21 protein-coding genes are annotated in these 23180 nt (G+C 63.9%); 15 read left to right on the forward strand and 6 right to left on the reverse strand.

Annotated features, from left to right (window positions below):
• The first annotated feature begins 145 nt into the window (after nucleotides 1–145).
• On the forward strand, nucleotides 146–979 hold the full coding sequence (gene rsmI, locus KOL99_RS20250) for a 16S rRNA (cytidine(1402)-2'-O)-methyltransferase (protein WP_216512275.1): 834 nt from the start codon (nucleotides 146–148) through the stop codon (nucleotides 977–979).
• A gap of 117 nt (nucleotides 980–1096) precedes the next feature.
• Here the strand turns inward: rsmI and KOL99_RS20255 are convergent, their stop codons facing one another.
• The 3 genes from KOL99_RS20255 to KOL99_RS20265 all read right to left on the reverse strand — a co-directional run bounded on the left by KOL99_RS20255 (nucleotide 1097) and on the right by KOL99_RS20265 (nucleotide 4232).
• Nucleotides 1097–1432: a tRNA-binding protein gene (locus KOL99_RS20255; protein ID WP_216512276.1), complete on the reverse strand. Its 336-nt coding sequence runs from the start codon at nucleotides 1430–1432 to the stop codon at nucleotides 1097–1099.
• A gap of 1 nt (nucleotide 1433) precedes the next feature.
• A complete protein-coding gene (ltaE, locus tag KOL99_RS20260; RefSeq protein WP_216512277.1) occupies nucleotides 1434–2453 on the reverse strand; it encodes a low-specificity L-threonine aldolase in 1020 nt (339 codons plus the stop codon).
• 186 nt (nucleotides 2454–2639) lie between these two features.
• Nucleotides 2640–4232, reverse strand: coding sequence for a glucose-6-phosphate isomerase (locus KOL99_RS20265; protein ID WP_216512278.1), 1593 nt, complete (start codon nucleotides 4230–4232; stop codon nucleotides 2640–2642).
• Between the two features lie 397 nt (nucleotides 4233–4629).
• Here KOL99_RS20265 and KOL99_RS20270 point away from each other — a divergent pair, with 397 nt between their 5' ends.
• The 7 genes from KOL99_RS20270 to KOL99_RS20300 all read left to right on the forward strand — a co-directional run bounded on the left by KOL99_RS20270 (nucleotide 4630) and on the right by KOL99_RS20300 (nucleotide 10224).
• On the forward strand, nucleotides 4630–5100 hold the full coding sequence (locus KOL99_RS20270) for a hypothetical protein (protein ID WP_216512279.1): 471 nt from the start codon (nucleotides 4630–4632) through the stop codon (nucleotides 5098–5100).
• Between the two features lie 255 nt (nucleotides 5101–5355).
• Complete coding sequence (locus KOL99_RS20275; protein ID WP_216512280.1) at nucleotides 5356–6324, forward strand: polyprenyl synthetase family protein; 969 nt, start codon at nucleotides 5356–5358, stop codon at nucleotides 6322–6324.
• A gap of 235 nt (nucleotides 6325–6559) precedes the next feature.
• Nucleotides 6560–6820, forward strand: coding sequence for a hypothetical protein (locus KOL99_RS20280; RefSeq protein WP_328760860.1), 261 nt, complete (start codon nucleotides 6560–6562; stop codon nucleotides 6818–6820).
• A 346-nt stretch (nucleotides 6821–7166) separates the two neighbouring features.
• A complete protein-coding gene (locus tag KOL99_RS20285) occupies nucleotides 7167–8528 on the forward strand; it encodes a sigma-54-dependent transcriptional regulator (RefSeq protein ID WP_216512281.1) in 1362 nt (453 codons plus the stop codon).
• Nucleotides 8528–9049: a TlpA disulfide reductase family protein gene (locus KOL99_RS20290; protein ID WP_216512282.1), complete on the forward strand. Its 522-nt coding sequence runs from the start codon at nucleotides 8528–8530 to the stop codon at nucleotides 9047–9049. The genes KOL99_RS20285 and KOL99_RS20290 overlap by 1 nt, the downstream gene beginning before the upstream one ends.
• Before the next feature lie 60 nt (nucleotides 9050–9109).
• Entirely contained in the window at nucleotides 9110–9826 is a 717-nt protein-coding gene (locus KOL99_RS20295) for a cytochrome c biogenesis CcdA family protein (protein WP_216512283.1), read from the forward strand.
• Complete coding sequence (locus KOL99_RS20300; protein WP_216512284.1) at nucleotides 9823–10224, forward strand: VOC family protein; 402 nt, start codon at nucleotides 9823–9825, stop codon at nucleotides 10222–10224. Before KOL99_RS20295 ends, KOL99_RS20300 begins: the two co-directional genes overlap by 4 nt.
• Nucleotides 10225–10228: 4 nt before the next feature.
• Here the strand turns inward: KOL99_RS20300 and KOL99_RS20305 are convergent, their stop codons facing one another.
• The 3 genes from KOL99_RS20305 to lptF all read right to left on the reverse strand — a co-directional run bounded on the left by KOL99_RS20305 (nucleotide 10229) and on the right by lptF (nucleotide 13437).
• Nucleotides 10229–11119, reverse strand: coding sequence for an IPT/TIG domain-containing protein (locus tag KOL99_RS20305; RefSeq protein WP_216512285.1), 891 nt, complete (start codon nucleotides 11117–11119; stop codon nucleotides 10229–10231).
• A gap of 75 nt (nucleotides 11120–11194) precedes the next feature.
• A complete protein-coding gene (gene lptG, locus KOL99_RS20310; protein WP_216512286.1) occupies nucleotides 11195–12277 on the reverse strand; it encodes an LPS export ABC transporter permease LptG in 1083 nt (360 codons plus the stop codon).
• Nucleotides 12274–13437 carry an LPS export ABC transporter permease LptF gene (gene lptF, locus KOL99_RS20315; protein WP_216512287.1) on the reverse strand — a complete coding sequence of 388 codons (1164 nt, stop codon included), beginning with the start codon at nucleotides 13435–13437 and terminating at the stop codon, nucleotides 12274–12276. Before lptF ends, lptG begins: the two co-directional genes overlap by 4 nt.
• A 97-nt stretch (nucleotides 13438–13534) precedes the next feature.
• Here lptF and KOL99_RS20320 point away from each other — a divergent pair, with 97 nt between their 5' ends.
• The 7 genes from KOL99_RS20320 (at nucleotide 13535) to KOL99_RS20350 (ending at nucleotide 23128) form a co-directional block, all read left to right on the forward strand.
• The gene (locus KOL99_RS20320; RefSeq protein WP_216512302.1) at nucleotides 13535–14218 is read left to right on the forward strand and encodes a Crp/Fnr family transcriptional regulator; all 684 of its coding nucleotides are present in this window, start codon (nucleotides 13535–13537) and stop codon (nucleotides 14216–14218) included.
• A 321-nt stretch (nucleotides 14219–14539) separates the two neighbouring features.
• Nucleotides 14540–16162 (forward strand): GAF domain-containing sensor histidine kinase, encoded by a 1623-nt coding sequence (locus KOL99_RS20325; RefSeq protein WP_216512288.1) that lies wholly within the window; start codon nucleotides 14540–14542, stop codon nucleotides 16160–16162.
• Nucleotide 16163: 1 nt separating this feature from the next.
• The gene (locus KOL99_RS20330; protein WP_216512289.1) at nucleotides 16164–16538 is read left to right on the forward strand and encodes a response regulator; all 375 of its coding nucleotides are present in this window, start codon (nucleotides 16164–16166) and stop codon (nucleotides 16536–16538) included.
• Nucleotides 16539–16656: 118 nt separating this feature from the next.
• A complete protein-coding gene (locus tag KOL99_RS20335; protein ID WP_216512290.1) occupies nucleotides 16657–19167 on the forward strand; it encodes a mannose-1-phosphate guanyltransferase in 2511 nt (836 codons plus the stop codon).
• Between the two features lie 33 nt (nucleotides 19168–19200).
• Nucleotides 19201–21417, forward strand: a complete 2217-nt coding sequence (locus KOL99_RS20340; protein WP_216512291.1) for a glycoside hydrolase family 57 protein — start codon at nucleotides 19201–19203, stop codon at nucleotides 21415–21417.
• A gap of 83 nt (nucleotides 21418–21500) precedes the next feature.
• Nucleotides 21501–22961, forward strand: a complete 1461-nt coding sequence (glgA, locus tag KOL99_RS20345; RefSeq protein ID WP_216512292.1) for a glycogen synthase GlgA — start codon at nucleotides 21501–21503, stop codon at nucleotides 22959–22961.
• Between the two features lie 2 nt (nucleotides 22962–22963).
• On the forward strand, nucleotides 22964–23128 hold the full coding sequence (locus KOL99_RS20350) for a hypothetical protein (protein WP_216512293.1): 165 nt from the start codon (nucleotides 22964–22966) through the stop codon (nucleotides 23126–23128).
• The last annotated feature ends 52 nt before the right edge of the window (nucleotides 23129–23180 follow it).

Below are 23180 nucleotides of genomic sequence, written 5' to 3' on the forward strand. Positions count from 1 at the left end.
TGAGAACTTCGGAGAAAACAAAAAAATCTTTTGGGTTAAACCAAAGTCTCGCTCTTGCCTTTCTCAGATTTCCTCAGATTTTCTCCGTGGCCAGTGGTTTGCTTTTTAACCAGCACGAACTTTAACCAAAGGCAACTCTGCTGTTATGCCCGGAACTCTCTACATAGTCGCCACCCCGATCGGGAACCTCGAGGACATCACGCTGCGCGCCCTGCGCATCCTCAAGGAGGTGGACCTGGTCGCCGCCGAGGACACGCGCCACTCGCGCAAGCTCCTCACCCACTTCGGCATCTCCAAACCGCTCACCTCCTACTTCGACCACAACAAGGAACTCAAGGGAGACCAGATCCTCGACCGTCTGCGCGAGGGGCAGAGCGTCGCCCTCATCACCGACGCGGGCACCCCCTGCATCTCGGACCCCGGCTATCAGCTGGTGCGCGATGCGGTGGCCGACGGCATCTCCGTGGTCCCCATTCCCGGCGCCTGCGCCGCCGTCACCGCGCTCTCCGCTTCCGGGCTCCCCACAGACTACTTCAGCTTCGCGGGGTTCCTCCCCAACAAACAGGGTAAACGCCGGGAAAGGCTGCAGACGCTTGCTGCGGAACGGGCCGTGCTGATCTTCTATGAGTCCCCCAAGCGCCTCTTGGCGACGCTGGAGGATATGCTGGAAACGCTCGGGGACCGCGAGGTCGTGGTGGCGCGGGAACTGACCAAGATGTTCGAGGAGTTTCTGCGCGGGCGGCTTTCGACGCTGGTTGAAGAGGTGCGCGGGCGGGAGGTCCGGGGCGAGGTGGCCATCCTGGTGAGCCCGGCGCAGGAGCCGGAGTCGGATGCCGGGCCGGGGATGGAAGAGCTGCTGCAGAAATACCTTGCGGGCGGCGAGATGTCACTGAAGGACGCCGTGAAGCGGGTGACCCAGGAGACGGGTCTGCAAAAAAGCGCGGTCTATGCGGAGGCCTTGAAAATCAAGGGGGAGTAGACCATCTCCGCCCTCGCCCTATGGGAGAGGGGATGGGGAGAGGGGATGGGGAGAGGCGGGCGAATGATTATTCGCCCCTACAGGTGTTGTCGCACACTCTGAAGGGATGCGGAGGGGTCAACAAAGCCTGCTGCCGTTGGGAACTTTCCGCTCGGGGGCAGCGAGGACGATGTCGCCGTTTTCGTCGGCGAATCCGGTGATGAGCACCTCGGAAAAGAAACGCCCGATCTGCTTCCTGGGAAAGTTGCACACCCCGATCACCTGTCTCCCCACCAGTTCCTCACGCGTATAGTGCTTGGTGATCTGAGCGCTCGACCTTCTCACCCCGGCCTCGCCGAAATCCACCACCAGCTTGTAGGCGGGCTTTCTCGCCTCGGGAAATTCCTCCACCTCCAGCACAGTCCCCACCCTGATCTCCACCTGCTCGAAATCGTTCCAGGTTATCTCGGCCACGTTACTTCCCCCGGTTCGCGAAGAAGCGCTTGAAGGCGGTCACGGTGCGCTCGACACCGGCGCCGTCCACGTCCAGGTGGGTGACCAGGCGGATCACGTCGCCTCCCCCGATCAGGATCCCTTCGGCGGCGAGCGCTTCGCGTAGTCTCGGCGCGGTCCCCGCCGGCGGGGTGACGAAGAGGATGTTGGTGCGGGCCGGGCTCACCAGGAGCTCGTCGATGTGGCCGAGACCGCTGGAGAGAAGCTCGGCGTTCTCGTGGTCCTCGGCAAGACGCTCCACGTTGTGCTCGAGTGCGTGGATCCCGGCAGCCGCCAGGATGCCCGCCTGTCGCATGCCGCCGCCGGCCACCTTGCGCCAGCGGTGCGCGCGGTTGATCAGATCGGCGCTGCCGCAAAGGACTGAGCCGACCGGCGCGCCGAGCCCCTTGGAGAGGCAGACCGACACGGAATCGAAATGCCGGGCGATTTCCCGTACCGGGACCCCGAGGTAGACCGCCGCGTTGAAGACGCGTGCGCCGTCGAGGTGCATGGCGAGGCCTAGTTCCCCGGCCACGCCCGCCGCTTCTTCCAGGTAGGGAAGGGGGAGCACCCGGCCCCCCTGGGTGTTCTCCAGGCAAAGCAGCCTGGTCACCGCATGGTGGTGGTCCGCCGGCTTCACGGCGCGGCGCACCTGGTCCAGGTTCAGCGTCCCGTCCTCGTCGACGTCAAGGGGCTGGGGCTGGATGCCGCCGAAGATGGCGCCGCCGCCCCCCTCCCAGCGGTAGATGTGCGCGTCCTGCCCGGCGATGTACTCGTCGCCGCGCCCGCAATGGGAAAGGAGCGCGGTCAGGTTGCTCATGGTGCCGCTGGGGACGAAGATCGCCTTCTCCTTGCCCAGCAGTTCCGCCGCCATGGCCTCCAGCCTGTTTACCGTCGGGTCCTCGCCATAAACGTCGTCACCTACCTCGGCGGCGGCCATCACCCTGCGCATCGCCTCAGACGGGCGTGTTACCGTGTCGCTTCTCAGGTCTACTGTCTTCATCTGCTCCTCGTGCTCCAAAAAGTCTCTGTTTCTTTCGCGTCACCGCGCGCCTTGGAAGACTTAACGCAAAGGCGCAGAGTCGCAAAGGCGCAAAGGGTAAACAGAGCGTTTTAAACTCTACGCCTCAAGCTGTTCTTTAGCTTTGCGGCTTGGCGCCTTTGCGCCTTTGCGTTAAGGATTGTGATTTCATCCGGCGGCGTGGAACCTGTTCTCCCAGACCTTGTCGCCGGGGGTGACGCTCACCCCGTGGCTCGGGTTGGCGGCCAGGTGCCGCAGGATCATGAACACCGTCTCCACCTCTTCGGGACGCGCCAGGGTCATGGCCATGTCCTCGCAGGTGAAGTCGCGGTCGGGCTGATGCCGCAGCATCTCCAGGATTTCCCCCTGGAGTTTGAGCACGGTTCCGGCGGCCTTCTTGCCCGCCTCGACCCCGGGCTGGTGGTACGCGTTCACGTTGATGAGCGAGGCGTACAGCCCGACCGCCCGCTCGTAGAGGGCGATCAGGGCGCCGATGCTGGCGGGCGAGATTTCGCGGATGGTGATAGTAACCGATTCCCGTTCCTTTTCATAGAGGGCGGACCTGGTCCCCTGGAAAAAGCCGGACAGGTAGTCTCCGGAGGTCGCTCCCGGCTCGACCAGCAGGGATGCCCCCTCCCGGTCCTTGAGTACTTCGATGAAGGTGACGAAGAAGTTGGCAACCCCTTCGCGCAGCTGTTGCACGTAGGCGTGCTGATCGGTAGACCCCTTGTTGCCGAAGACGGTGATCCCCTGCAGGACCTTCTTGCCGTTGCGGTCCAGTTCCTTGCCCAGCGACTCCATGATGAGCTGCTGCAGGTAGCGGGAAAACAGCAACAGCCGGTCCTTGTAGGGGAGGAGCACCATGTCGCGCTCCCCCTTGCCGCCGGTGGCGTGAAACCAGGAGAGGGCGAGCAGGGCGGCGGGGTTTTCCCTGGTGCTCCGGCTGCGGGTGGCCTGGTCGCAGATCCTCGCGCCGGCCAGGAGCCGGTCGATGTCGATCCCCTGCAGCGCGGCGGGGAGAAGGCCCACGGCGGAGGTGACCGAGGTGCGGCCGCCGACCCAATCCCACATGGGAAGTGTCCCCAGCCATCCTTCCTGCGAGGCGGTCCGGTCAAGTTCGCTGTCGCTGCCGGTCACGGCGACCGCGTGGGCGGCGAAGTGGAGCCCCGCGTTCTCGAAGGCCTGGCGTGCCTCGAGCATGCCGTTGCGCGTTTCCTTGGTGCCGCCGCTTTTCGAGATCACCACGGTCAGCGTCCGCTTGAGGCCGGCGCCGATCTCGCACAGCACCTTGTCCATCCCGTCGGGGTCGGTGTTGTCGAAGAAGAAGACCTTCATCCGGTCCTGCGCCCCCCCCAGGCTGTCGGCCACGAACTGGGGACCAAGGGCGGAGCCGCCGATGCCGACGATGAGCAGGTTCTCGAAGCGGTGCCCGTCGGGAGCCGCGATGTTCCCCTGGTGCACGGACAACGCGAAGGCCTTCACCGAGGCGAGCGTCGCCTTGATCTCTTCGGTCAGTTCCGCTGTTGGCGCGAGCTCCGGTGCCCTGAGCCAGTAGTGCCCGACCATGCGCTCCTCGTCGGGGTTCGCTGTCGCTCCCGCCTCCAGTTCGGCCATTTCCTCGAACGCCTTCTGCAGACGCGGTTCCATCTCGTCGAAGTAGGAGTCGGGAAAGTTCATGCGGCTGGTGTCGACGCTCATATCCAGTTCGGCGTGGTGGTAGAGCCGGTTTTTGTAGCGCTCCCAAAGCTGCAGCTTTTGCATGGTGCCTCCTGCGTTGATTAGGGCGTTGCCCGCTTCATTCTCATGTGCGTCGGGGCATGATACCATGGATTAGATTTTATTCAAGTATGAGGCGGTGGTGGGATCGCCTTTCGCGCGCTGTGCCGTGGGTGCCGCGAAGGGGACGAGGGGGCTCCCGCTAGGCGCGGATTGCACAGCCGGACGCTCACTGTGCAACTTGTGAACATGAGTGCGGGGCGTGAAGTGGACGCAGTCGCGACGCTCTCGCGGTAAAAACCACGTTGAAACAGGCGGTTGCCATGGAACGCCGTAGATCGCAGGAGTTGGTACGGCAGTTGAATCGGATAAGGTAGCCATCGAAAAAGAACAGGGAGCGCGAAGCCGGCTCCGGTTCGGTACCGCAACTGGGAGGTGGGGCATGGTGAGCAATCATAGAGGGGCCTGTACGGCGGGAGACGGGTTCGGCGCGATGGAGGTGGTGCTGGTCAAGCGGCAACAGCCTCCTGATGCGGAACGCATCGCCGTGGTGTTGACCGTGGCCTACGATCCGGATGTCTGGCGGTTGTTGAACGAGGATATGGACAAGATCGCATCCAACTTGATGAGGGTGAGAAAGATGAACAGTGACCGCAAGATCCACGTCGACGAAAGCGCGCAGCTCTTCCAGAGAAGCCTGGAACCTTTTTTCACCCTGATCTCCGCGACCTCCAAGGAGCACGTCATGGACAAGCTCTCGGTATCGCTCAGAAAGGCGCTGCTGCTCATGGCCATGGAGCGCTACGACTGCAACCGCGAGAAGATGTGCCGTGCCCTGGGGCTTACCAAGGCGAAGCTTGAAAAGGAACTGAGGCTCTGCGGCCTGGTCAACCGCGAGCAACAGGCGGCGTGACGCCGAAGGGCGGGGCTTTGCAGCCCCGCCCGCTCCTCATCCTGCACCGCCCCGCGCGGCTCCCGTCCTCCCCTTCCCACCCCGCTTCCCGAGACGAAATGCCTTGAATAATGAATACGGATTTGCTAGAGTGCTCCGTCGTTTCCCATTAAAATTCCAGCACCGGCTGGTGCGAAAAAACGGCGCGATTTCGTGCCGTTAATACTTTTAAATGTAAGACTGCCCTAGCGCGAGTCGCAGAACCGAGGCCTTGATATGGATGCAGCGCTTGCCCTGATCGGGGAAGATCTGAAAAACGTGGAACTGCAGTTCAAGAAGGATCTGCAGTCTGATGTCCCGCTGATTCGCAAGGTGGGCGAGTACGTGCTCTCGAGCGGTGGCAAGAGGATCCGCCCGGCCCTGGTGCTGCTGGCGGCCAGGCTGTGCGGTTACGAGGGTAGCCGCAGCGTACCGCTGGCCAGCGTGGTGGAGTTCATCCATACCGCGACCCTGCTCCATGACGACGTCGTCGACAACGCCAACCTGCGCCGCGGCCTCGCCTCCGCCAACACCCTCTGGGGCAACGAGGCCTCCGTCCTCGTGGGCGACTTCCTCTTTTCCAAATCCTTCTCGCTCATGGTCGCCGACGGTGACCTCGGCATCCTCAAGGTTCTCGCCGACGCCACCACCATGATCGCCGAAGGGGAGGTGCTGCAACTCGTCTGCACCAGCGACCTGGAGATCACGGTGGAGCGCTACATCGAGGTGGTGCGTAGCAAGACCGCCATCCTGCTGTCGGCGGCCTGCGAGGTGGGCGCCATCCTGGGCGGCGCGCAGCCGGAGTTGAGGCAGGCGGTCGCGGACTACGGCATGGATCTCGGCATCGCTTTCCAGCTCATGGATGATACCCTGGACTACACCGCCAGCGAGGAGCAGTTCGGCAAGAGCATCGGCCACGACCTGGAGGAGGGAAAGATCACGTTGCCGCTGATCCATACCCTGAAAAAGTGCAGCGACGAGGAGCGCGACTTCATCGCCTCGGTCGTCGAGAAGGACCTCCTGTCGGACGAGGACTTCGGCCAGGTGCTGGCACTGGTGCAACGCTACGGCGGCATCGAGCACACGGTCGCCTCCGCCGGCGAGCACGTCGCCCTCTGCAAGAAGCACCTGGAGAAATTCCCCCCCTCCGCCGCCCGTGACGCCCTCGCGGAACTCGCCGACTACGTGGTGACCAGGTCGAAGTAGCGGTCCCGCCATTTAACGGTTTTGACGTCAAAATTTCGGAAAAGGACAGGCTTCCGTCGTTTTCTCCGTTCCTTAATGAGCGCCGGTTATTCGGCGCTCATTTGTTTTCCTCAAGGGGAATTGCGGCTTTCCGCCGTTCACGGTTCCACCGATCTCGGTTCCCCCTTCCTTGGTGTAGTTCTTGCTATTTCATCCACGTCTTCATATTCAGTGTTATGGGATTCCGGGGGGAGATGTGGACGAAGAGATGCTGTTGCACTCGTCTGAATTGGAAGTGAACGGGGAGGTGTTTAGCATTAACATCTTCTGCAGCGCCGCCGGGCGCTTCTTCGCCAAGACCTGTCTGGGCGAGGACGACTTCATCATCACCGACGGCCCCTCGCTGCCGGAGACGCTGAAGCGGCACGAAGACCTGCTTCCTCTGGCCGTCGGCACCCGCGAACTGACCCAAAGTTACTTCGGCGGGCCTCGCAGGTCGCGGGGGCGTCGCCCCTAGCGCCCGCGCCCGTCGCGTCACTTCCCTCCCCGCGCCCACGGCGTCGGGGCGACCCGTGGCACCGCTCGTTTCCAGCGGCGCCAGCCGTCCCCCTTTTCCCTCGCTTTCCCCGTCCGCCATTTTCACTCCCCTTCAAGGCCCCCTTTCTCTCATGTGAGCAGCACCCGCGTATCTTTCCTGGACGTCCCCCGCGTTTCGCGCCGTTGCTTGCTTCGCTGTGCCCGCCGACGGCGAGACCGGTGACGGGACATTAGGCTCATTATAAAAAGGGTTGCCCTTGCTGGGCAAATCGGTTAAAAATTGAGCTGTCTCCTTTACGACCCCTTTCGTCCTCATCCGGGAAACCATGCCCCCAAAGATACTGATCATAGACGACGACAGCTCGCTTAGGCGCGTGCTCGAGTACAACCTGCAGCAGGAAGGGTACGACGTCTACACGGCCGCCGACGGTACCGCGGGGTTGCAGCTTTTCGAGGAGAAGTCCCCCCAGCTCGTGATCACCGACTTGAAGATGCCGGGGATCACCGGGTTCGAGGTGCTCTCCACGGTCAAGGAGCGCGCCCCCTCCACCGTGGTCATCGTGCTGACCGCCTTCGGCGCCATCGACACCGCCGTCGAGGCGATGAAGCTGGGCGCCTTCCACTACCTCACCAAGCCTTTCAACCGCGAGGAGCTGAAGCTGACCGTGCTGAAGGGGCTCCAGTTGCAGGGGCTCTCCGAGGAGAACCGCCTGCTCAAGGAGGAGCTTTCCGGCCGCTCCGAGTTCAAGAGCATCGTGGGGACCTCCCGCGCCATGGAGGGGGTTTTCTCCGTGGTGCGCAAGGTGGCCGACACCGAGGCCACCGTGCTGATCACCGGCGAGTCGGGGACCGGCAAGGAGCTGGTCGCCCGCGCCATCCACTCCGGGAGCTCGCGCCGCGGCGCCCCCTTCGTCGCGGTCAACTGCGCCGCCATCCCCAAGGACCTCCTGGAGAGCGAGCTCTTCGGCCACGTCAAGGGGGCCTTCACCGGCGCCATCCGCGACAAGGAGGGGAAGTTCCAGCTGGCCGACGGCGGCACCATCTTTCTCGACGAAGTGGGGGACCTTCCCATCGAGCTGCAGCCGAAGCTTTTGCGGGTCTTGCAGGAACGGGTCGTCGAACCGGTCGGGGGAACCTCGCTGCAGAAGATCGACCTCAGGGTGGTGGCGGCCACCAACGCCGACCTCGAGCGCTGGATCGCCGAGGGAAAGTTCCGCGAGGACCTCTACTACCGGCTTTCGGTGATCCCGATCCAGCTCCCGCCGCTTAGGGAACGGGTGGAGGACGTGCCGCTTTTGATCCGCTACTTCTGCGGCAAGTTCCGCGCCGAAGGGGTGAGTTTCACCAAGGAGGCGCTGCAACGGCTCAAGGAGTACGCCTGGCCGGGCAACGTGCGGGAGCTGGAGAACACCGTCGAGCGCCTGCTCATCATGCGCGAGGGTGACCAGATCGGGGTGGACGAGCTCCCCGCCAAGATATCGGCCGCCGCCCCCGCTCCCGAGGGAGGGGTGCTCCGGCTGCCGGCGGGGGGGTACTCGCTGGAGCAGCTCGAGATGGAGGTGGTCCTGGAGGCGCTCAACCGCTGCGACTGGAACCAGACCGCCGCGGCGCGCTTCCTGCGCATCCCGCGCCACACGTTGATTTACCGGATGGAAAAATACAACATCACGCAACCGGGGAGGAAATGATGAAACGTTGGATCGCTGCCTTGCTGCTGATAGCGGCGCTGGCCCTGGCCGCGGCTGGGTGCGCAAAGAAAGAGGCGGACGTGCCGGCCCTGGAGGGAAACCCGGCCCCGGATTTCACGCTCAAGGACCTCTCCGGCAAGCCGGTGCAGCTTTCCTCACTGAAGGGGAAGCTGGTGCTGGTGAACTTCTGGGCCACCTGGTGCCCTCCCTGCCGGGAGGAGATCCCGTCCATGGTCAAGCTGAACCAGGCCATGCAGGGGAAGAACTTCCAGATGCTCGCCATCTCCATCGACGAGGGGGGCAAGAACGCCGTGGAGGACTTCTTCAAGCGCGGCGGTGTCACGCTTCCCGCCCTGTTGGACTCCGACGGGCAGGTCGCCCGGCGCTACGGCACCACCGGCGTCCCCGAGACCTTCGTGGTCGATCCCAAAGGGGTGATCAGGAAGAAGGTGGTCGGTGGACTGGACTGGAGCCACCCCGAGGTTATGCAGGCCTTGCGGCAACTGATGACCGACAAGTAATGCCGCACGCCAGCCCCTGATGGTCGCGGGGCGCAACCGCTAAACGCCAGGAGGAAAGGTATGGAAACGAACAACATCAGCATGATCGGCGCTTTCGTGGCGGGGTTGCTGTCGTTTCTCTCCCCTTGCGTGCTGCCGCTCATCCCGTCCTACATCACCTACATCACGGGTCTTTCCTTCGCCGACCTGAACGCCGAGCACCCAAGCCACAAGGTGCGCCAGCAGACCATCATCCACTCCCTGCTCTTTATCGCGGGGTTCACCTGCGTCTTCGTGCTGCTGGGCGCGTCGGCCACCCTGGTCGGCGACTTCCTGCACGAGCACAAGACCGCCATCCGGCGCATCGGCGGGGCCCTGATCGTCGTCTTCGGCATCCACGTCTCGGGGCTCTTCGACATCACCATGCTTCTGGGCGAGAAGAAGCTGACCCTGCACAGAAAGCCTGCCGGCTACCTCGGCAGCATCGTGGTCGGCATCGTCTTCGCCGCCGGCTGGACCCCCTGCATCGGACCGATCCTCGCCACCATCCTGGCCGTCGCCGCCACCGAAGGGCGCGGCGTCTGGCTGCTGCTCTCCTACTCGATGGGGCTCGCCATCCCGTTCTTCATCGCGGCGCTCGCGCTGCACCAGTTCCTGATCTTCTTCCGCCGCTTCAAGCGGCACATACGGCTCTTCGAGATCATCACCGGCGCGTTCATGGTCGTGGTGGGCATCCTGATCTTCACCAACTCGATGGTGCTGATCAGCAGGTACACCAGCTCCTGGTTCGGCGAGTGACCGCGGCCGTCACCATACAGCTGTGCGTCTCGGACCTCGGCACGACCGAGGCCTTCTACGCCGGGATCCTGGGGCTGCCGCTGCAGCGCCCGATCACGGCGCTGGGAGCGCCGGAGCACCTGGTCTTGGAGGGGGACGAATTCCAGTTCATCTTCGTGGAGGATCAGGCGGTGGCGCAGCTGCACCCCATCCTGCAGGCGCGCCTGGAGGGGTTCCCGCGCGGGGTGGGGATGACGCTGCACCTGGTGGTGGAGGGGATCGAGGATATCTACCAGGAGCTCCTGGAGGAGGACCTCGAGATCCTCTATCCCCTGGAGCGCAAGCCGTACGGGACCTACGAATTGTGGTGCTTCGATCCCGACGGCTACCTGGTGGTACTGGAGGAACCGGTCGACTGACCGGTCAGGGGGCGTTGATGGTGAACAGGCCGCTCTCTTCGCCGTTCTGGTTCACCACCTGCAGGGTGATCTGCTTCGGGGTCGGGTCGTACGGGAACCTCTGGTAGGTCATCTGGTTGCACCCGCCGTACACGAGCTGCTCCCTCTCGCCCACCAGCTGTCTCCCGGTGGCGAGTCTCTTGCCGTCCACGACCAACACCGAGTTCTGGTGGAAATTCTTTCCGGTCACGACCAATTCATAGTAGTTCACGAAGTCCCTTCCCACCGAGACGTTGGCGATCTCCGGCTTGGCGTCGATGAAGAGCGCCAGTACGCTCGACGAGGCGTCGGTCGGGTTCTTCACCTGGACCTGGTGCACCCCCGCGGGGAGCGTCGGGGCGGTGAAGGCGAGCATGACCGGGGAGATGAAGCGGGTGGTGACCACGGCGCCGTCCAGGAGGACGCGGGTGCCGTTGCGGAAGTTGGCCCCGTTGACCAGAACCTCGCGCTCCCTGCCGGTGGCGCAGCTGGTGACCGTGTCCGGGATGAGGGAGGTGACCACCGGTTTCTGGGCCTGCAGCACGAAGTTGAAGGGGCGGGTGGTGGCACCGTCCTCGCGCTTCAGGAACAGGGCGTAGGCGCCCGGGGGGAGTTCGGGAAGCTCGAAGGTCATGATGCGTCCCCCGACCACCTGGGCCGGGAGCTCGCGGCTGCCGAGCATGACGCTGGTGGCGGAGGTGAACCCGGTGCCGTTCAGGGTCACCGTGGTCCCCGGCTCGGCCTGGGCGGGGAGGATGCTGAGGACGCTCAAGGTCGCCAGCCGGCCCGCTTCAGCCGCCGGGGGTGTCTCCTGGGCCGGCGCCGTGGCGGCGCAAAACAGAAGAAGCAGCAGGATTATGGTGAAGTTGCGCATCATGAGTATCCCCTCCCGTGAACGATCGGTTCGATAACGATAGCAGCGACGCCGGGGGCCATTTTCGGCCTTGGCCGGTCAGTTGTCAATGGTAAGAGCGAGCCATCCCCCGGCGGCCAGGAAGATGAGGTTGGTGGCCCAGGCGGCCACCATGGGGGGGAGCAGGCCGACCTGTCCCACCGAGATGATCACCGAGTTGATGATCACGTAGAGAAAGCCCACGGCGATGGAAAGTCCCACCCCGAACGCGATGCCGCTCGACCTCCCGCCGCGCAGGGCGAAGGGAATCCCGAGAAAGGCCATGACGGCGCAGCCGAAGGGGAGCGAGATCCTGCTGTGGAACTGGGTGATGTACCGGGTGGCGTCATACCCTCCCGCCTGGATCTTCTTGCAGTAGCGGCTGAGCTGCCTGAGGGTCATGCTGTCCGAATACTTGCCCAGCACCTTCAGGTCTGCCGGCTTGAGTTTCAGGGGGAGCGCCAGGAGCGGATACTTCTTGGTCCCCACCACCTCGCCGTCCCGGAAATCCCGCACCGTCACATCCCTGAAAACCCATCCGCCGGTTCCCAACTCCCCGAGGACCGCGTCCGACCGCCTGAGCGGCAGGCCGGTCTTGGGCTGCATCTCCCACAGCGTCACCCCTTTGAGCTGGTTCTGACTCGGCTCGAACAGGCTCGCCCGCAGCACGGTCTCCCCCTCGCGGTACCAGATGTTGTGCTGCCGGAAGTACATGGACGGGCTCTTTTTCTGGATCAGCACCTCCTGGATGTAGAGGCGCTGGGCGTAGCTCTTCGGGATCACGAACTCTCCCAGCATCAGCACCACCACGCTCATCACCAGGGATATGGCCAGGATCGGGGCGCTGATGCGGACCAGGCTGACGCCGCAGCTGCGCATGGCGGTCAGCTCCGAGCTCAGCGAAAAGGCGCCCAGGGTGAGCAGGGTCGCCATGAGCACGGCCAGCGGCGCCGAATCGTTCACCATCTCCGGTATCTTGGTGATGAAGAAAAGGGCCAGGTGTTTCCATGAGGCGCCCGAGCGGGTGAAGCGGCCGATCTTCTCCATGAAGTCGACCACGAGGTAGATGGTGACGAAGGAGCCCAGGCAAAGGCCCAGCATCCTCAGGTACGCCTTGGCGACGTAGCGGGTCAGGATCCTCATGCCTTGGCCCCCTTCCGGCTGCGGGTCAGCACCGTTTGCTTCACGTGCTGGAACAGCGCGGTCAGCGGCAGCGGTTCCTCCGCCGCAGTCTTCATGAACAGGTATCCCCCGCCCAAAAGGAACAGCAGGTTAGGGCCCCAGCCGGAGAGAACCGGCGGCAGGATCCCTTTCTCGCCGAGCGTGTCGAAGCCGGAGAGGACAACGTAGTAGCAGAGGATCACGGCGATGCTGAGCGAGAAGCCGGACGCCTTGCCCGAACGGCGGTTCTGGATCCCCAGCGGTACCCCCACGAAGGCGAACACGATGCAGGAGAAGGGAAGCGCGAGCCTGCTGTGCAGCTCCTGGCGGCGCAACCGCAGCTCTTTCTTGGAGGTCCCGGCAGGCGGGTGCCGCAATTCCTCGATGGTCATCTCGCTGGTTTTCTTGGGCCCCTTGGGCGTCGGGTCGGTCAGGGCCACCCGCAGGATGTACTCCTGGAACTGGACCATGCGGTAGCCTGCGCCGGCCTCGTTACGGTGGATCGAGCCGTTTTTGAGCTGGAATTCCATGGAGTGGCTGCGCGGGTCGGAGAAGAGCGTGCCGGTGGCGGCGAAGACGGTGGTGGGGGTCTTCGGGTCGCGCTCGTCGTGGACGATCACCCCGGCCATGCTCTCCCCCTTGGGGGAGAGGGCGTCGGCGTAGATCACCATGTCGGGGAAGGCGTTGTTGAACACCTTCTCCTTGATGGAGACGCCGGCGCTGCTCTGGGCGATGTCCAGCATCAGCTTCCTGAAGGAACTGGTGCCCCACGGGACGGCGTACACCTGGACCCAGAGGCAGGCCAGGGTGGCCAGCACCGAGAAGAGCAGCGGCGGAGGGAACAGGCCGTACAGGCTGATGCCGCAGCTCTTCATGGCGGTCACCTCGCTGTCGCCGGAGAGGCGCCCGAAGGCGAGCAGTATGGAAAGGAGCAGGGCCATGGGGATGGTGAAGAGCCAGAAGGAGGGAAGCAGGTAGCTCACCATGCGCACGACGTCGGTAAAGGGTACCCCCTTCTCGACCACCATCTCGGCCAGCTTCAGGAAACGCCCCATGAGCAGGACGAAGGTGAAAGTCACCATGCCTACCAGGAACGGGGGTGGTATCTCGTTGAAAATGTAGCGGTACAGGGTCTTTTTCATGAACTGCCGATCTTACATGAGATGGCCGGGGAAGTAAAGGAGGGACACGGTGGAACTACTCCTTGACCTGGGTTTTCATTTTGGGTACAAAGGTGGCATGGAAAACAAGGACATCATCAGGAAAGCCCTGCTGTTCTCGGGCCTGGAAGACGAGTACCTGGTCGAACTCGCGGAGATCGCGGTGCGGCGCCCCTTCGCCAAGGGGGAGACGCTGTTCACCGAGGGGGAGAAGGCGGAAGGCTTCTACCTGCTCGCGTCGGGGGCGCTCAAGCTGTGCAAGATCTCGCCCGACGGGCGCGAGAAGGTGCTGCACATGGTGCACCCGGTGGAGACCTTCGCCGAGGCCGCCTTTTTCGGCGACGGCAAGTATCCCGCCGAGGCGCGCGGGGTGGAGCGGGGAGACGTGCTCTTCTTCCCGCGCGGCGCCTTCATGGGGCTTTTGGAGCGCAACCCGCGTTTCTCCATGAACCTGATCGCCTCGCTTTCCCTGTTGCTGCGCCGCTTCGCGCGGCAGATCGAGGAGCTCTCCTTCGCCGACGCCCCGTCCCGGCTCGCATCCTACCTCCTGGACCTGGCCGGCCGCAAGAGCACCAGCTACCAGGGGAAAACCTACCTCGAGCTGGACATGCGCAAGGGGGAGCTCGCCTCTCGCCTGGGCACGGTCAGCGAGACCCTCTCCCGCACCTTCAAGAAGATGAAGGACGAGGGGGTCATCGAACTGGACGGCAACAAGGTGACCATCATGCAGATGGAGAAGCTGAAGATGATCGCCGGCAAGTAGACGCCGGCGCGGAGTACGCAATAGCGATGGTACGGAAGGGCTCCCGGTTAGAACCGCGGGGCCCTTCGCGTTAATGTCACTTTATATCCTTTTTCCCGGGTCCCGTTTCCCTTTTTCCTCCCCCTTGCCGCACCACATCACGCCAAGCCTTGCGCCGTCTGCACCTTTGCGGGCCGTAGCCGGTCGCGCAACCGATTGAAACTAAATTATTAATTAATATTTTCATTCGATATGCCGATTTACACTTGCTATGGCGGAAGTGGCTGCTATACTTTGGCACGTTTCGTCCTGTCATATTCTGTGCCGTACCCCGGAGGGAGCTTGGATTGGGAATGTTGTTGGAGTCGGGAGCAGATCGAGCCCGAGAACTGCCCGTACATCGGCGAGGGGGAAGAGGACCTTCTGGTTTCCCAGCGCCGCAGGATCGTGGAGAAGTGCGTTGAGTGCCCCCGCTTCAAGAACGACCTGGCCCGGATGAAGGGGGCGGGTTACCCGCTTTCCGACGTACTCCCGTACATACTGACCGAGTTCCAGGAACAAAAGACGCAGATGGGCGCCATGCTGAGCTTCTTGAACAGCAAGACGCGCGAGATCAAGTTCCTGCGCGAGGTGGGCCTCGTGCTGCAGACCTCGCTCGATCTGGACGAGGTCCTCTCCATAGCCATGACCGCCATCACCGCCGGCAAGGGGTTCGGCATGAACCGCGCCTTCCTGCTGATGACGGACAAGGACCGGCGCCACATCCGCGGCTACCTCGGGGTGGGACCCCGGGACTACGAGGAGGCCTGGCGCACCTGGGAGGACATCAGCCGCTCCAACTTCACCCTGAGGCAGCTGGCGCGGGATTTCCAGAAGACCAAGCTGAGTTCCGAGAAGGTGAAGTTCCACGACATCCTGAACCAGCTCACGGTTCCCCTGGCCGACCAGGGGCATATCTTCAACCGGGCCCTCACCGGCAAGAAGCCGATCCTGGTGGAGAACGCGCTCAATAATCCCGACCTGGACCGGGGGCTCGCGCGCATCCTCGGGGTCGACACCTTCCTGGTCATGCCGCTCATCTCCAGGAACCGCCGCATCGGCGTCATCATCGCCGACAACTGCATCACCCACAAGCCGATCACCCTGCAGGACATGCAGTCGCTGGAGACCTTCGCCTTCCCGGTCGCCTTCGCCCTCGAGCGCGCCTCCCTGTACGAACGCCTGCAGGAGGAGGTGGCCAAGCAGAAGGCGGCCTACGTGAAGCTGCGCGAGCAGCAGGAACTGATCGTGAAAATGGAGAAGATGGCGCTGGTGGGCAAGATCACCTCCAGCATCGCCCACTCCATCAGGAACCCGCTCATGGTGATCGGCGGCTTCGCCCGGACCCTCTTGAAGGCGACCCCGGACCAGGACGACAGGCGCGGCTACCTGGAATCGATCGTGCGCGAGACCCGGCAGTTAGAGGATGTGCTGAGCGAGGTGCTCGACTACTCGGAATCCCTGTTCCCGGTCACCGACTTCTGGGACCTGAACGAACTGGTCGGGAAGGCGATGGGGGAGCTGGAGGGGGCGCTGGCGCAGGCGGGGGTGCACGCCCGCCTGGAGCTCGCCGCCGAGCTCCCCATGGTGCGCATCGACTACAAGCAGATCAGCTACTGCCTGAAAACCATCACCACCACGGCGCTGGCCACCATGGAGCCGGGAGGGGAATTGCGCATCGAGAGCGTGTTGGACGGGGACGGGGTGCTCTTGCGCATCAGCGACGACGGCAAGCCGCTCACCCAGACTGCGCAGGAGGCGCTCACCGCCCCCTTCTTCCAGACCCAGGAGCTCGGCGACGGGGTGGGTCTGTCGTTGTGCAAGTCCATCCTGGAGCGACAGGGCAACTCTTTGACCATATTAAGCCGTCCCGGCGGCGGCAACACGTACAGCATCAGGCTTTTGACCAGAAAGGAGAACATCTGAGATGGCGAAACTGTTGGTGGTGGATGACGAGGCGAACATCAGGCTGCTGTACGCCCAGGAGCTGAGCGACGAGGGGTACCAGGTGGTGACGGCGGGGAGCGCCCTGGAGGCGGTGGAGAAGCTCGAGTCGGAGAGCTTCGACCTGGCCGTGATCGACATCAAACTGAAGAACGAGAGCGGCATCGAGCTGTTGCAGCGCATCGTGAAGGAGCGCCACACCATCCCGGTGATCCTGTGCACCGCCTTCTCCTGCTACAAGGACGACTTCTCGGCCTGGCTCGCCGACGGCTACGTGGTGAAGTCGAGCGATCTGCATGAGTTGAAGGACGAGATCGCCCGGGTCCTCGCCAAGCGGCAGCGGGGGGCGTACGTGTGACCGGCGGGCCGTGGTCGATGTTGCCGGGACGCGGCAATGTCGTCCCCCCGGCGCCGGCCCAGGCCCCTTCCCCTCTTTGTCAACCTTAACCTCAATCTGATTCCCGGAGGCTGCACCTATGAAGGCCGTGATTATGGCGGGGGGCTTCGGTACCCGCATGCAACCGCTCACCTGCAACATCCCCAAGCCGATGGTTCCGCTCATGAACCGTCCCATCATGCTGCACATCGTGGAACTCCTGAAGAAGCACGGCATCACCGACCTGGTCATGCTCCTGTACCACCAGCCCAGCGTGATCAAGAACTTCTTCCGCGACGGCGCCGACCTCGGCGTCAGGATCACCTACGTGACCCCGCTGGAGGACATGGGCACCGCCGGGGCGGTCAAGTGCGCCGAGAAATTCCTGGACGAGCGCTTCCTGATCATCAGCGGCGACCTCCTGACCGACTTCAACCTGCAGAAGGTGATCGATTTCCACGAGGCCAACAAGGCGCTCGCCACCATCACCCTCACCTCCGTGAAGGACCCCTTGCAGTTTGGCGTGGTGATCACGGACAAGGAGAAGCGCATCACCCAGTTCCTGGAGAAGCCGGGGTGGGGCGAGGTCATCTCCGACACCATCAACACCGGCATCTACGTCCTCGAACCGGAAATCTTCAAGTTCATCCCCGAGGGGGAGAACTTCGACTTCTCCCAGGACCTCTTTCCCCTTCTGTTGAAGAAGAAGTCGGCCTTGTTCGGCTTCCCGGTCAAGGGGTACTGGCGGGACATCGGCAACACCGATTCCTACCGCGAGGCGCACCACGACATCCTCAAGGGGAAGGTGGGGGTCAAGGTGGACGAGCCGCGCCGCGAGATGGCCGGCGTGGACTTGAGGGTCGGCGTGGACGTGAGGCTCGGCGAGGGGACCGTGGTGGAAGGGACGGTCGTGGTGGGGGACAACTCCCAGGTCCAGGGGGGCGCCGAGATCAAGGACTCGGTGATCGGCCGCAACTGCATCATCGAGCCGGGGGTGAAGCTGACCCGGGCCGTGGTCTGGGACAACGTCTACATCAAGAAGAGCGCCAAGATCAACGACTGCGTCATCTGCAACAACGTGAGCGTGGGGTCCGCGACCGTCATGGAAGAGGGGGGGGTGGTGGCCGACGACACCGCCATCGGCGAGGAGAGCTACATCAAGCGGGACGTTAAGATCTGGCCCCGGAAGCTGATCGAGGCGGGCTCCACCGTCACCGGCAACCTGATCTGGGGGGAGCGCTGGAAGAAGTCCCTGTTCGAGGGGGAGATGATCAAGGGGCTCACCAACATCGAACTCACCCCGGAGTTCGTGGCGAAGCTCGGCTGCGCCTACGGCACCTCCCTCCCCAAGGGAAGCCACGTCCTGGTCGGGCGCGATACGACCCTCTCCTCGCGCATGCTGAAACGGAGCTTTCTGGGTGGGATCCTCTCCGCCGGCGTCAACGTGCGCGACATCAGGATGGTGTCGCTTCCCATCCTGCGCTACAAGCTGCGCACCTTCGGCGAGGTGGGCGGGGTGCACTTCCGCCAGTCGCTGGAGGATCCGGCCACCACCGAGATCGTCTTTCTCGACGCCGACGGCCTCGACTTCTCCTCCTCCATGGGGAAGAACATCGAGCGCATCTTCTACAAGGAGAACTTCCGGCGCGCCCACCACATGGAGCCGGGCGGGATCACCGAGCTGCCGCAGGTGATGGACTTCTACCGCGAGGGGTTCTTCCGGGGTGTGGACCAGCAGGTCATCCGCAGCTCACGGGCCAAGGTGGTCATCGACTTCAACCACTCGCCGGCCGGGCAGATCCTCCCCCAGATCCTGAACGATTTGGGGTGCGAGGTGATCGGGCTCAACACCTACCTCGACGAGCAGCGCGGCTCGAAGACGGTGGACGAGAAGCCCAACTCCCTGCAGCAGCTGGCCAAGATCGTGATGACGCTGGAGGCGCGGGCCGGCTTCTGGCTCGATCCCACCGTCGAGGAGGTGGTGCTGGTGGACGAGACGGGCAAGATCTACCGGCCCGAGGAATTCCTGGCGCTCATGACCTCGCTCATGCTGAAAAGCGGCGCCAGGGGGGCTTTCGCCGTCCCGGTATCGGCCCCGTCGGTGATCGAGGAGATCGCCCAGGAGAACGGCAGCTCGGTGCGCCGCACCAAGAGCATGGACCGCGCCATGATCGAGGCGGCCATCTCGCCGGAGGTGGTGATGGCGGGCTCCATGGCGGGGCGCTTCGCCTTCCCGAAGTTCCAGGCCGCCTTCGACGGCATGTTCACCATCGCCAAGACCATCGAGCTCTCTGCCACCGCCGGGGTGCCGCTGTCGCGCGTCCTGAAGGAGATCCCCAAGAGCTCCTTCCTGCAGGGGCGGGTCCCCTGCGTCTGGGAGAAGAAAGGGGGGATCATGCGCAAGATGAGCGAGGACAGCCTGGACAAGGAGGCCTCCTTCATCGACGGCATCAAGGTCTCCTTCGGCAACGACTGGGTGCTGGTGCTCCCCGACCAGTACCAGCCGGTGATCCACGTGGTGGCCGAGGCCAAGGACCCCAAGGCGGCGCAGAGGCTGCTCGAAGAGTACATGCAGAAGGTGGAGCGCTGGAAAAAGGAGCTGGCCCAGTAGAGGCGGCGGCCCGGGCCGCATCAAGGGGATAGGATGAGCGAACCACTGTACCTCACGCTGCTTTGGCACATGCACCAGCCTTTCTACAAGGATCCGGTCCGGGGGGAGTACCTGCTCCCCTGGGCCTACCTCCATGCGGTAAAGGACTACTACGACATGCCCGCCATCGTCGCGGACAGCCCCGGCGCCAAGGTTGTCTTCAATCTGGTCCCCTCGCTTTTGGAACAGATCCTCGACTACGCCTGCGGCGAGGCGGTCGACCCCTACCTGAGCCTCGCGCGCAAGGCCCCGGCGGACCTGGAACAGGCGGAGCGGCTCTTTTTGCTGGAGAACTTCTTCTCCGCCAACAAGCGGCGCATGATCGAGCCCTATCCGCGCTACCTGGAGCTGTACCGGATGGCCGGCGACGGGGTGCCGGGTACCGCCGCCTCCCGGGCGCCCCTCTTCGCGGAGCGGGACCTCCTCGACCTGCAGGTCTGGTTCTACCTCGCCTGGACCGGTGAGGCCGCCCGGCGCCGCTTCCCGGTCTTCGGGGAGCTGATCCGCAAGGGGAAGGGGTTCGACGCCGCGGACAAGGCCTTGCTGTTCGACACCCAGCGCGAGCTGATCTCGGAGATCATCCCGCTGTACCGAAGGCTGCACCTGGAAGGGAAGGTGGAGCTTTCGGTGACCCCGTACTTCCATCCCATCCTGCCGCTTCTGTGCGACTCGCGCATCGCGCGGGTGGCGCTTCCGGGCGCGAGCCTCCCCAAGGTCGACATCCGCTACCCGGAGGACGCGCGGGGGCAGGTGGCGCACGGCATCGAGAGTTTCGAGAGGCTGTTCGGCTTCCGGCCGCGCGGCATCTGGCCGGCTGAGGGGTCGGTGAGCGACGAGGCGCTCGAGATCATGGCGCAGGAGGGGCTTTGCTGGACCGCCTCGGACGAGCGGGTGCTGGGCCACACCCTCCCCGGGGGCTTGGGCCACGACCGGGAAGAGCTCTATCACCCCTACCTGTTCCAGCAGGGGGGGAAGGAGATCGCCCTGTTCTTCCGGGACCAGGTGCTCTCGGACCAGATCGGTTTCACCTACTCCCAGTGGGAGGCGGAGCGGGCCGTCGCGGACTTCGTCGGGCGGGTGAAGGAGATCCGGCAGCAATCCCGCTCGCCCCGGGTGGTCTCGGTGATCCTGGACGGGGAGAACGCCTGGGAGCACTACCAGCACAACGGGCTTCCCTTTCTCTCCAGGCTCTACGCCGCGCTGGCCCAGACGCCGGGGGTGGAGCCGGCAACCTTTTCGGAGGTGCTGGAGCGGGTCCCGGAGCGGCGGGTGCTGCGGCACGTGCACCCGGGCTCCTGGATCAACGCCGATTACGGCATCTGGATCGGCCATCCCGAGGAGAACCTGGGATGGGAGTACCTGGCGAAGGCGAGGCAGGCCGCGGTGCACCACAGTCCCGAGGTGGCCCAGCTCCTTTCCGGTGGCGCCAGCGGCGACGAGGCGGCCCGGCGCGCCTGCAAGGCCCTCTACGCGGCACAGGGGAGCGACTGGTTCTGGTGGTACGGCGACGACCACTTCTCCCCCCACGCCGGCTGTTTCGACCTGTTGTTCCGCAGCCACCTGATCAACGTCTACCGGCTGCTGGCGCTGGAGGTTCCCGGGGAACTGCACGAGCCGATCAAGAAGCAGCATCCCGCCGGGTTCGTCCGCGGTCCGGCGCGGCTTATCACTCCCTCCCTGAGCGCCGCGGCAGACGATTACTTTGAGTGGCTCTCAGCGGGACTGTACGACCTGACCCGGCAGGGGGCGGCGATGCACGCCGCCGACGCGGGGCTGCAATCGTTCTTCTACGGCTACGACCTCGACTACTTCTATTTCAGGATCGACGGGGTGCAGTCGCTGGAAAAGCTCCTGCAGCCGGGGGACCGCCTGTCGCTGCATCTGAGGGGAGGGGGGGAGTACCGCATCGAGATGAAACCCGGCGACGGCGAGGGGGAGCTGCAGCTCTTGAAGGAGGGGGCGTGGCAACCCGCCGGCGGGGTGGCGCGCTACCGGGTCGGCCGCAGCGCGCAGCTGCGCGTCCCGCTCCCGGCGCTGCGGCTCGACGCCGGGGACCGGCTCTGCTGCTACCTGACCCACTCCCGGGGGGCGAACCTGATCGGGCGGTGGCCGACCGAGGCGCCGCTCGCGCTGGCCTACGCTGGGCCCGGCCTGGGGATGGAGCCGGGGGCGCTCAAGGAGCTGCCGCCGTGCGAACCGGACCCATCTTAAATTTTTCTTTTGCAAAAAAACTTTACCCGGGGCCGCTCTTAATCTAGAATGTGCCTATAATTCCAGGGTGTTAGAGGTTTTACATGAAGATTTTGTTTGTTGCGTCAGAGGTCACTCCCTTCGCAAAGACCGGAGGCCTGGCGGATGTCGCCAGCGCGCTCCCGAAGACTCTGAAGACGCTTGGCCATGACGTGCGGATCATGATGCCCTTCTACTCGGTGGTAGAGCGGGGGGGGATGGCGGTCCGCAAGGGGCGCAAGAGCGCCTCGGTCATGGTTGACGGCGTCGAGAAGAAAGGTTTCCTGCGCCAGGCTTCGCTCGGGGAGATCCCGGTCTACCTCATTGAGAACAAGGAATATTTCGCCCGCGAGGAGCTCTACGGCACCCCCGGCGGCGATTATCCCGACAACGCCCAGCGCTTTTCCTTCTTCTGTCGCTGCGTCCTGGAGCTCTTGAAGAAGATGGACTTCAGGCCGGACATCATCCACTGCCACGACTGGCAGACCGCGCTGATCCCCCATTACTTGAAGCACGAGCGCAAGAACGATCCCTTCTTCGCGAGGACCGGTGTCATCTTCACCATACACAACCTCGCCTACCAGGGGCTCTTCCCCAAGGAGGAGCTGCCGACCATGGGGCTCTCCAGGGAGTGCTTCACCATCGACGGCCTGGAATTCTACGGCAAGGTCAACCTCCTCAAGGGGGGCATCCTCACCGCCGATATCGTGACCACCGTCTCCGAGGCGTACTGCCGCGAGATCCGGACCCCGGAGATGGGGTGCGGGCTGCACGGGGTGCTGCAGACCCGGAAGGACGACCTGGTCGGCATCCTCAACGGGCTCGACTACGAGGAGTGGAACCCGGCCATGGACCGGGAGATCATGAAGAACTACAGCCACGCCTCCCTCTCGGGCAAGATGGTCGACAAGATCGGGCTGCAGCGGCTCATGGGGCTCGCTAGCGCGCCGGAGATTCCGGTGTTCGGCATGGTCTCCCGCATGGTGGCCCAGAAAGGGTTCGACCTGATCACCGAGCTCCTGCCGCTGATCGCCAAGGCCCCGATGCAGCTGGTGCTGCTGGGCAACGGCGAGGAGCGCTACCTGAAGGCCTTCAATGACATCAAGGCCGCCGGTGCCCGCAACATCGCCTTCACCAGCGGCTTCGACCACTCGCTGGCGCCCAAGATCTACGCCGGCAGCGACCTGTTCCTGATGCCTTCCTTCTTCGAGCCCTGCGGGCTTGGACAGCTGATCGCCATGCGCTACGGCACGGTTCCGGTGGTGCGCAGGACCGGTGGGCTCGCCGACAGTGTCTTCGACCCCCGCGACAACGACAAGGCCCCCAACGGGTTCGTCTTCGACGAGTACAGCGCGGAGGCGCTCTGGGAGGCCATGAACCGGGCACTTACCGCCTACCAGGACAAGGCGTTCTGGAAGAAGCTGATGCGTCGCGGCATGAGCAGCGACTACTCCTGGCAGAATTCCGTGCACAAATACCTCGAACTGTATCGCAAGGCCTTGCTGCGCAAGGGAGGGGAGGCGTAACTGTGGAACACGAGGACCTCGATGAACTGGCCGGGGAGATCCGCAGGCTCATCGAAAGCAACAAGGAATTTCTCAAGCGCGTTGTCGAGGAGGACTACGACGACGAGGAAGAGGGTGACGGCGAGGAGGAAAACCCGGAGGAATCGGAGGATTTCGAGGAGCTGTAGCTAAGGCCATGCGCGTGAATAAAAAAAGGCGGCACCGAGAACGAATCTCGGG

The organism is Geomonas azotofigens, assembly GCF_018919395.1.
GTDB classification, from domain to species: domain Bacteria; phylum Desulfobacterota; class Desulfuromonadia; order Geobacterales; family Geobacteraceae; genus Geomonas; species Geomonas azotofigens.

Bases quoted from the DNA above. Each gene is read 5' to 3' on its own strand.
- KOL99_RS20335 (WP_216512290.1), top strand. From the start codon at position 16,657: ATGAAGGCCGTGATTATGGCGGGGGGCTTCGGTACCCGCATGCAACCG.
- KOL99_RS20265 (WP_216512278.1), bottom strand. From the start codon at position 4,232: ATGCAAAAGCTGCAGCTTTGGGAGCGCTACAAAAACCGGCTCTACCAC.
- glgA (WP_216512292.1), top strand. From the start codon at position 21,501: ATGAAGATTTTGTTTGTTGCGTCAGAGGTCACTCCCTTCGCAAAGACC.
- KOL99_RS20305 (WP_216512285.1), bottom strand. From the start codon at position 11,119: ATGATGCGCAACTTCACCATAATCCTGCTGCTTCTTCTGTTTTGCGCC.
- KOL99_RS20285 (WP_216512281.1), top strand. From the start codon at position 7,167: ATGCCCCCAAAGATACTGATCATAGACGACGACAGCTCGCTTAGGCGC.
- KOL99_RS20275 (WP_216512280.1), top strand. From the start codon at position 5,356: ATGGATGCAGCGCTTGCCCTGATCGGGGAAGATCTGAAAAACGTGGAA.
- lptG (WP_216512286.1), bottom strand. From the start codon at position 12,277: ATGAGGATCCTGACCCGCTACGTCGCCAAGGCGTACCTGAGGATGCTG.
- rsmI (WP_216512275.1), top strand. From the start codon at position 146: ATGCCCGGAACTCTCTACATAGTCGCCACCCCGATCGGGAACCTCGAG.
- KOL99_RS20295 (WP_216512283.1), top strand. From the start codon at position 9,110: ATGGAAACGAACAACATCAGCATGATCGGCGCTTTCGTGGCGGGGTTG.
- lptF (WP_216512287.1), bottom strand. From the start codon at position 13,437: ATGAAAAAGACCCTGTACCGCTACATTTTCAACGAGATACCACCCCCG.
- KOL99_RS20270 (WP_216512279.1), top strand. From the start codon at position 4,630: ATGGTGAGCAATCATAGAGGGGCCTGTACGGCGGGAGACGGGTTCGGC.
- KOL99_RS20330 (WP_216512289.1), top strand. From the start codon at position 16,164: ATGGCGAAACTGTTGGTGGTGGATGACGAGGCGAACATCAGGCTGCTG.
- ltaE (WP_216512277.1), bottom strand. From the start codon at position 2,453: ATGAAGACAGTAGACCTGAGAAGCGACACGGTAACACGCCCGTCTGAG.
- KOL99_RS20340 (WP_216512291.1), top strand. From the start codon at position 19,201: ATGAGCGAACCACTGTACCTCACGCTGCTTTGGCACATGCACCAGCCT.
- KOL99_RS20320 (WP_216512302.1), top strand. From the start codon at position 13,535: ATGGAAAACAAGGACATCATCAGGAAAGCCCTGCTGTTCTCGGGCCTG.
- KOL99_RS20290 (WP_216512282.1), top strand. From the start codon at position 8,528: ATGAAACGTTGGATCGCTGCCTTGCTGCTGATAGCGGCGCTGGCCCTG.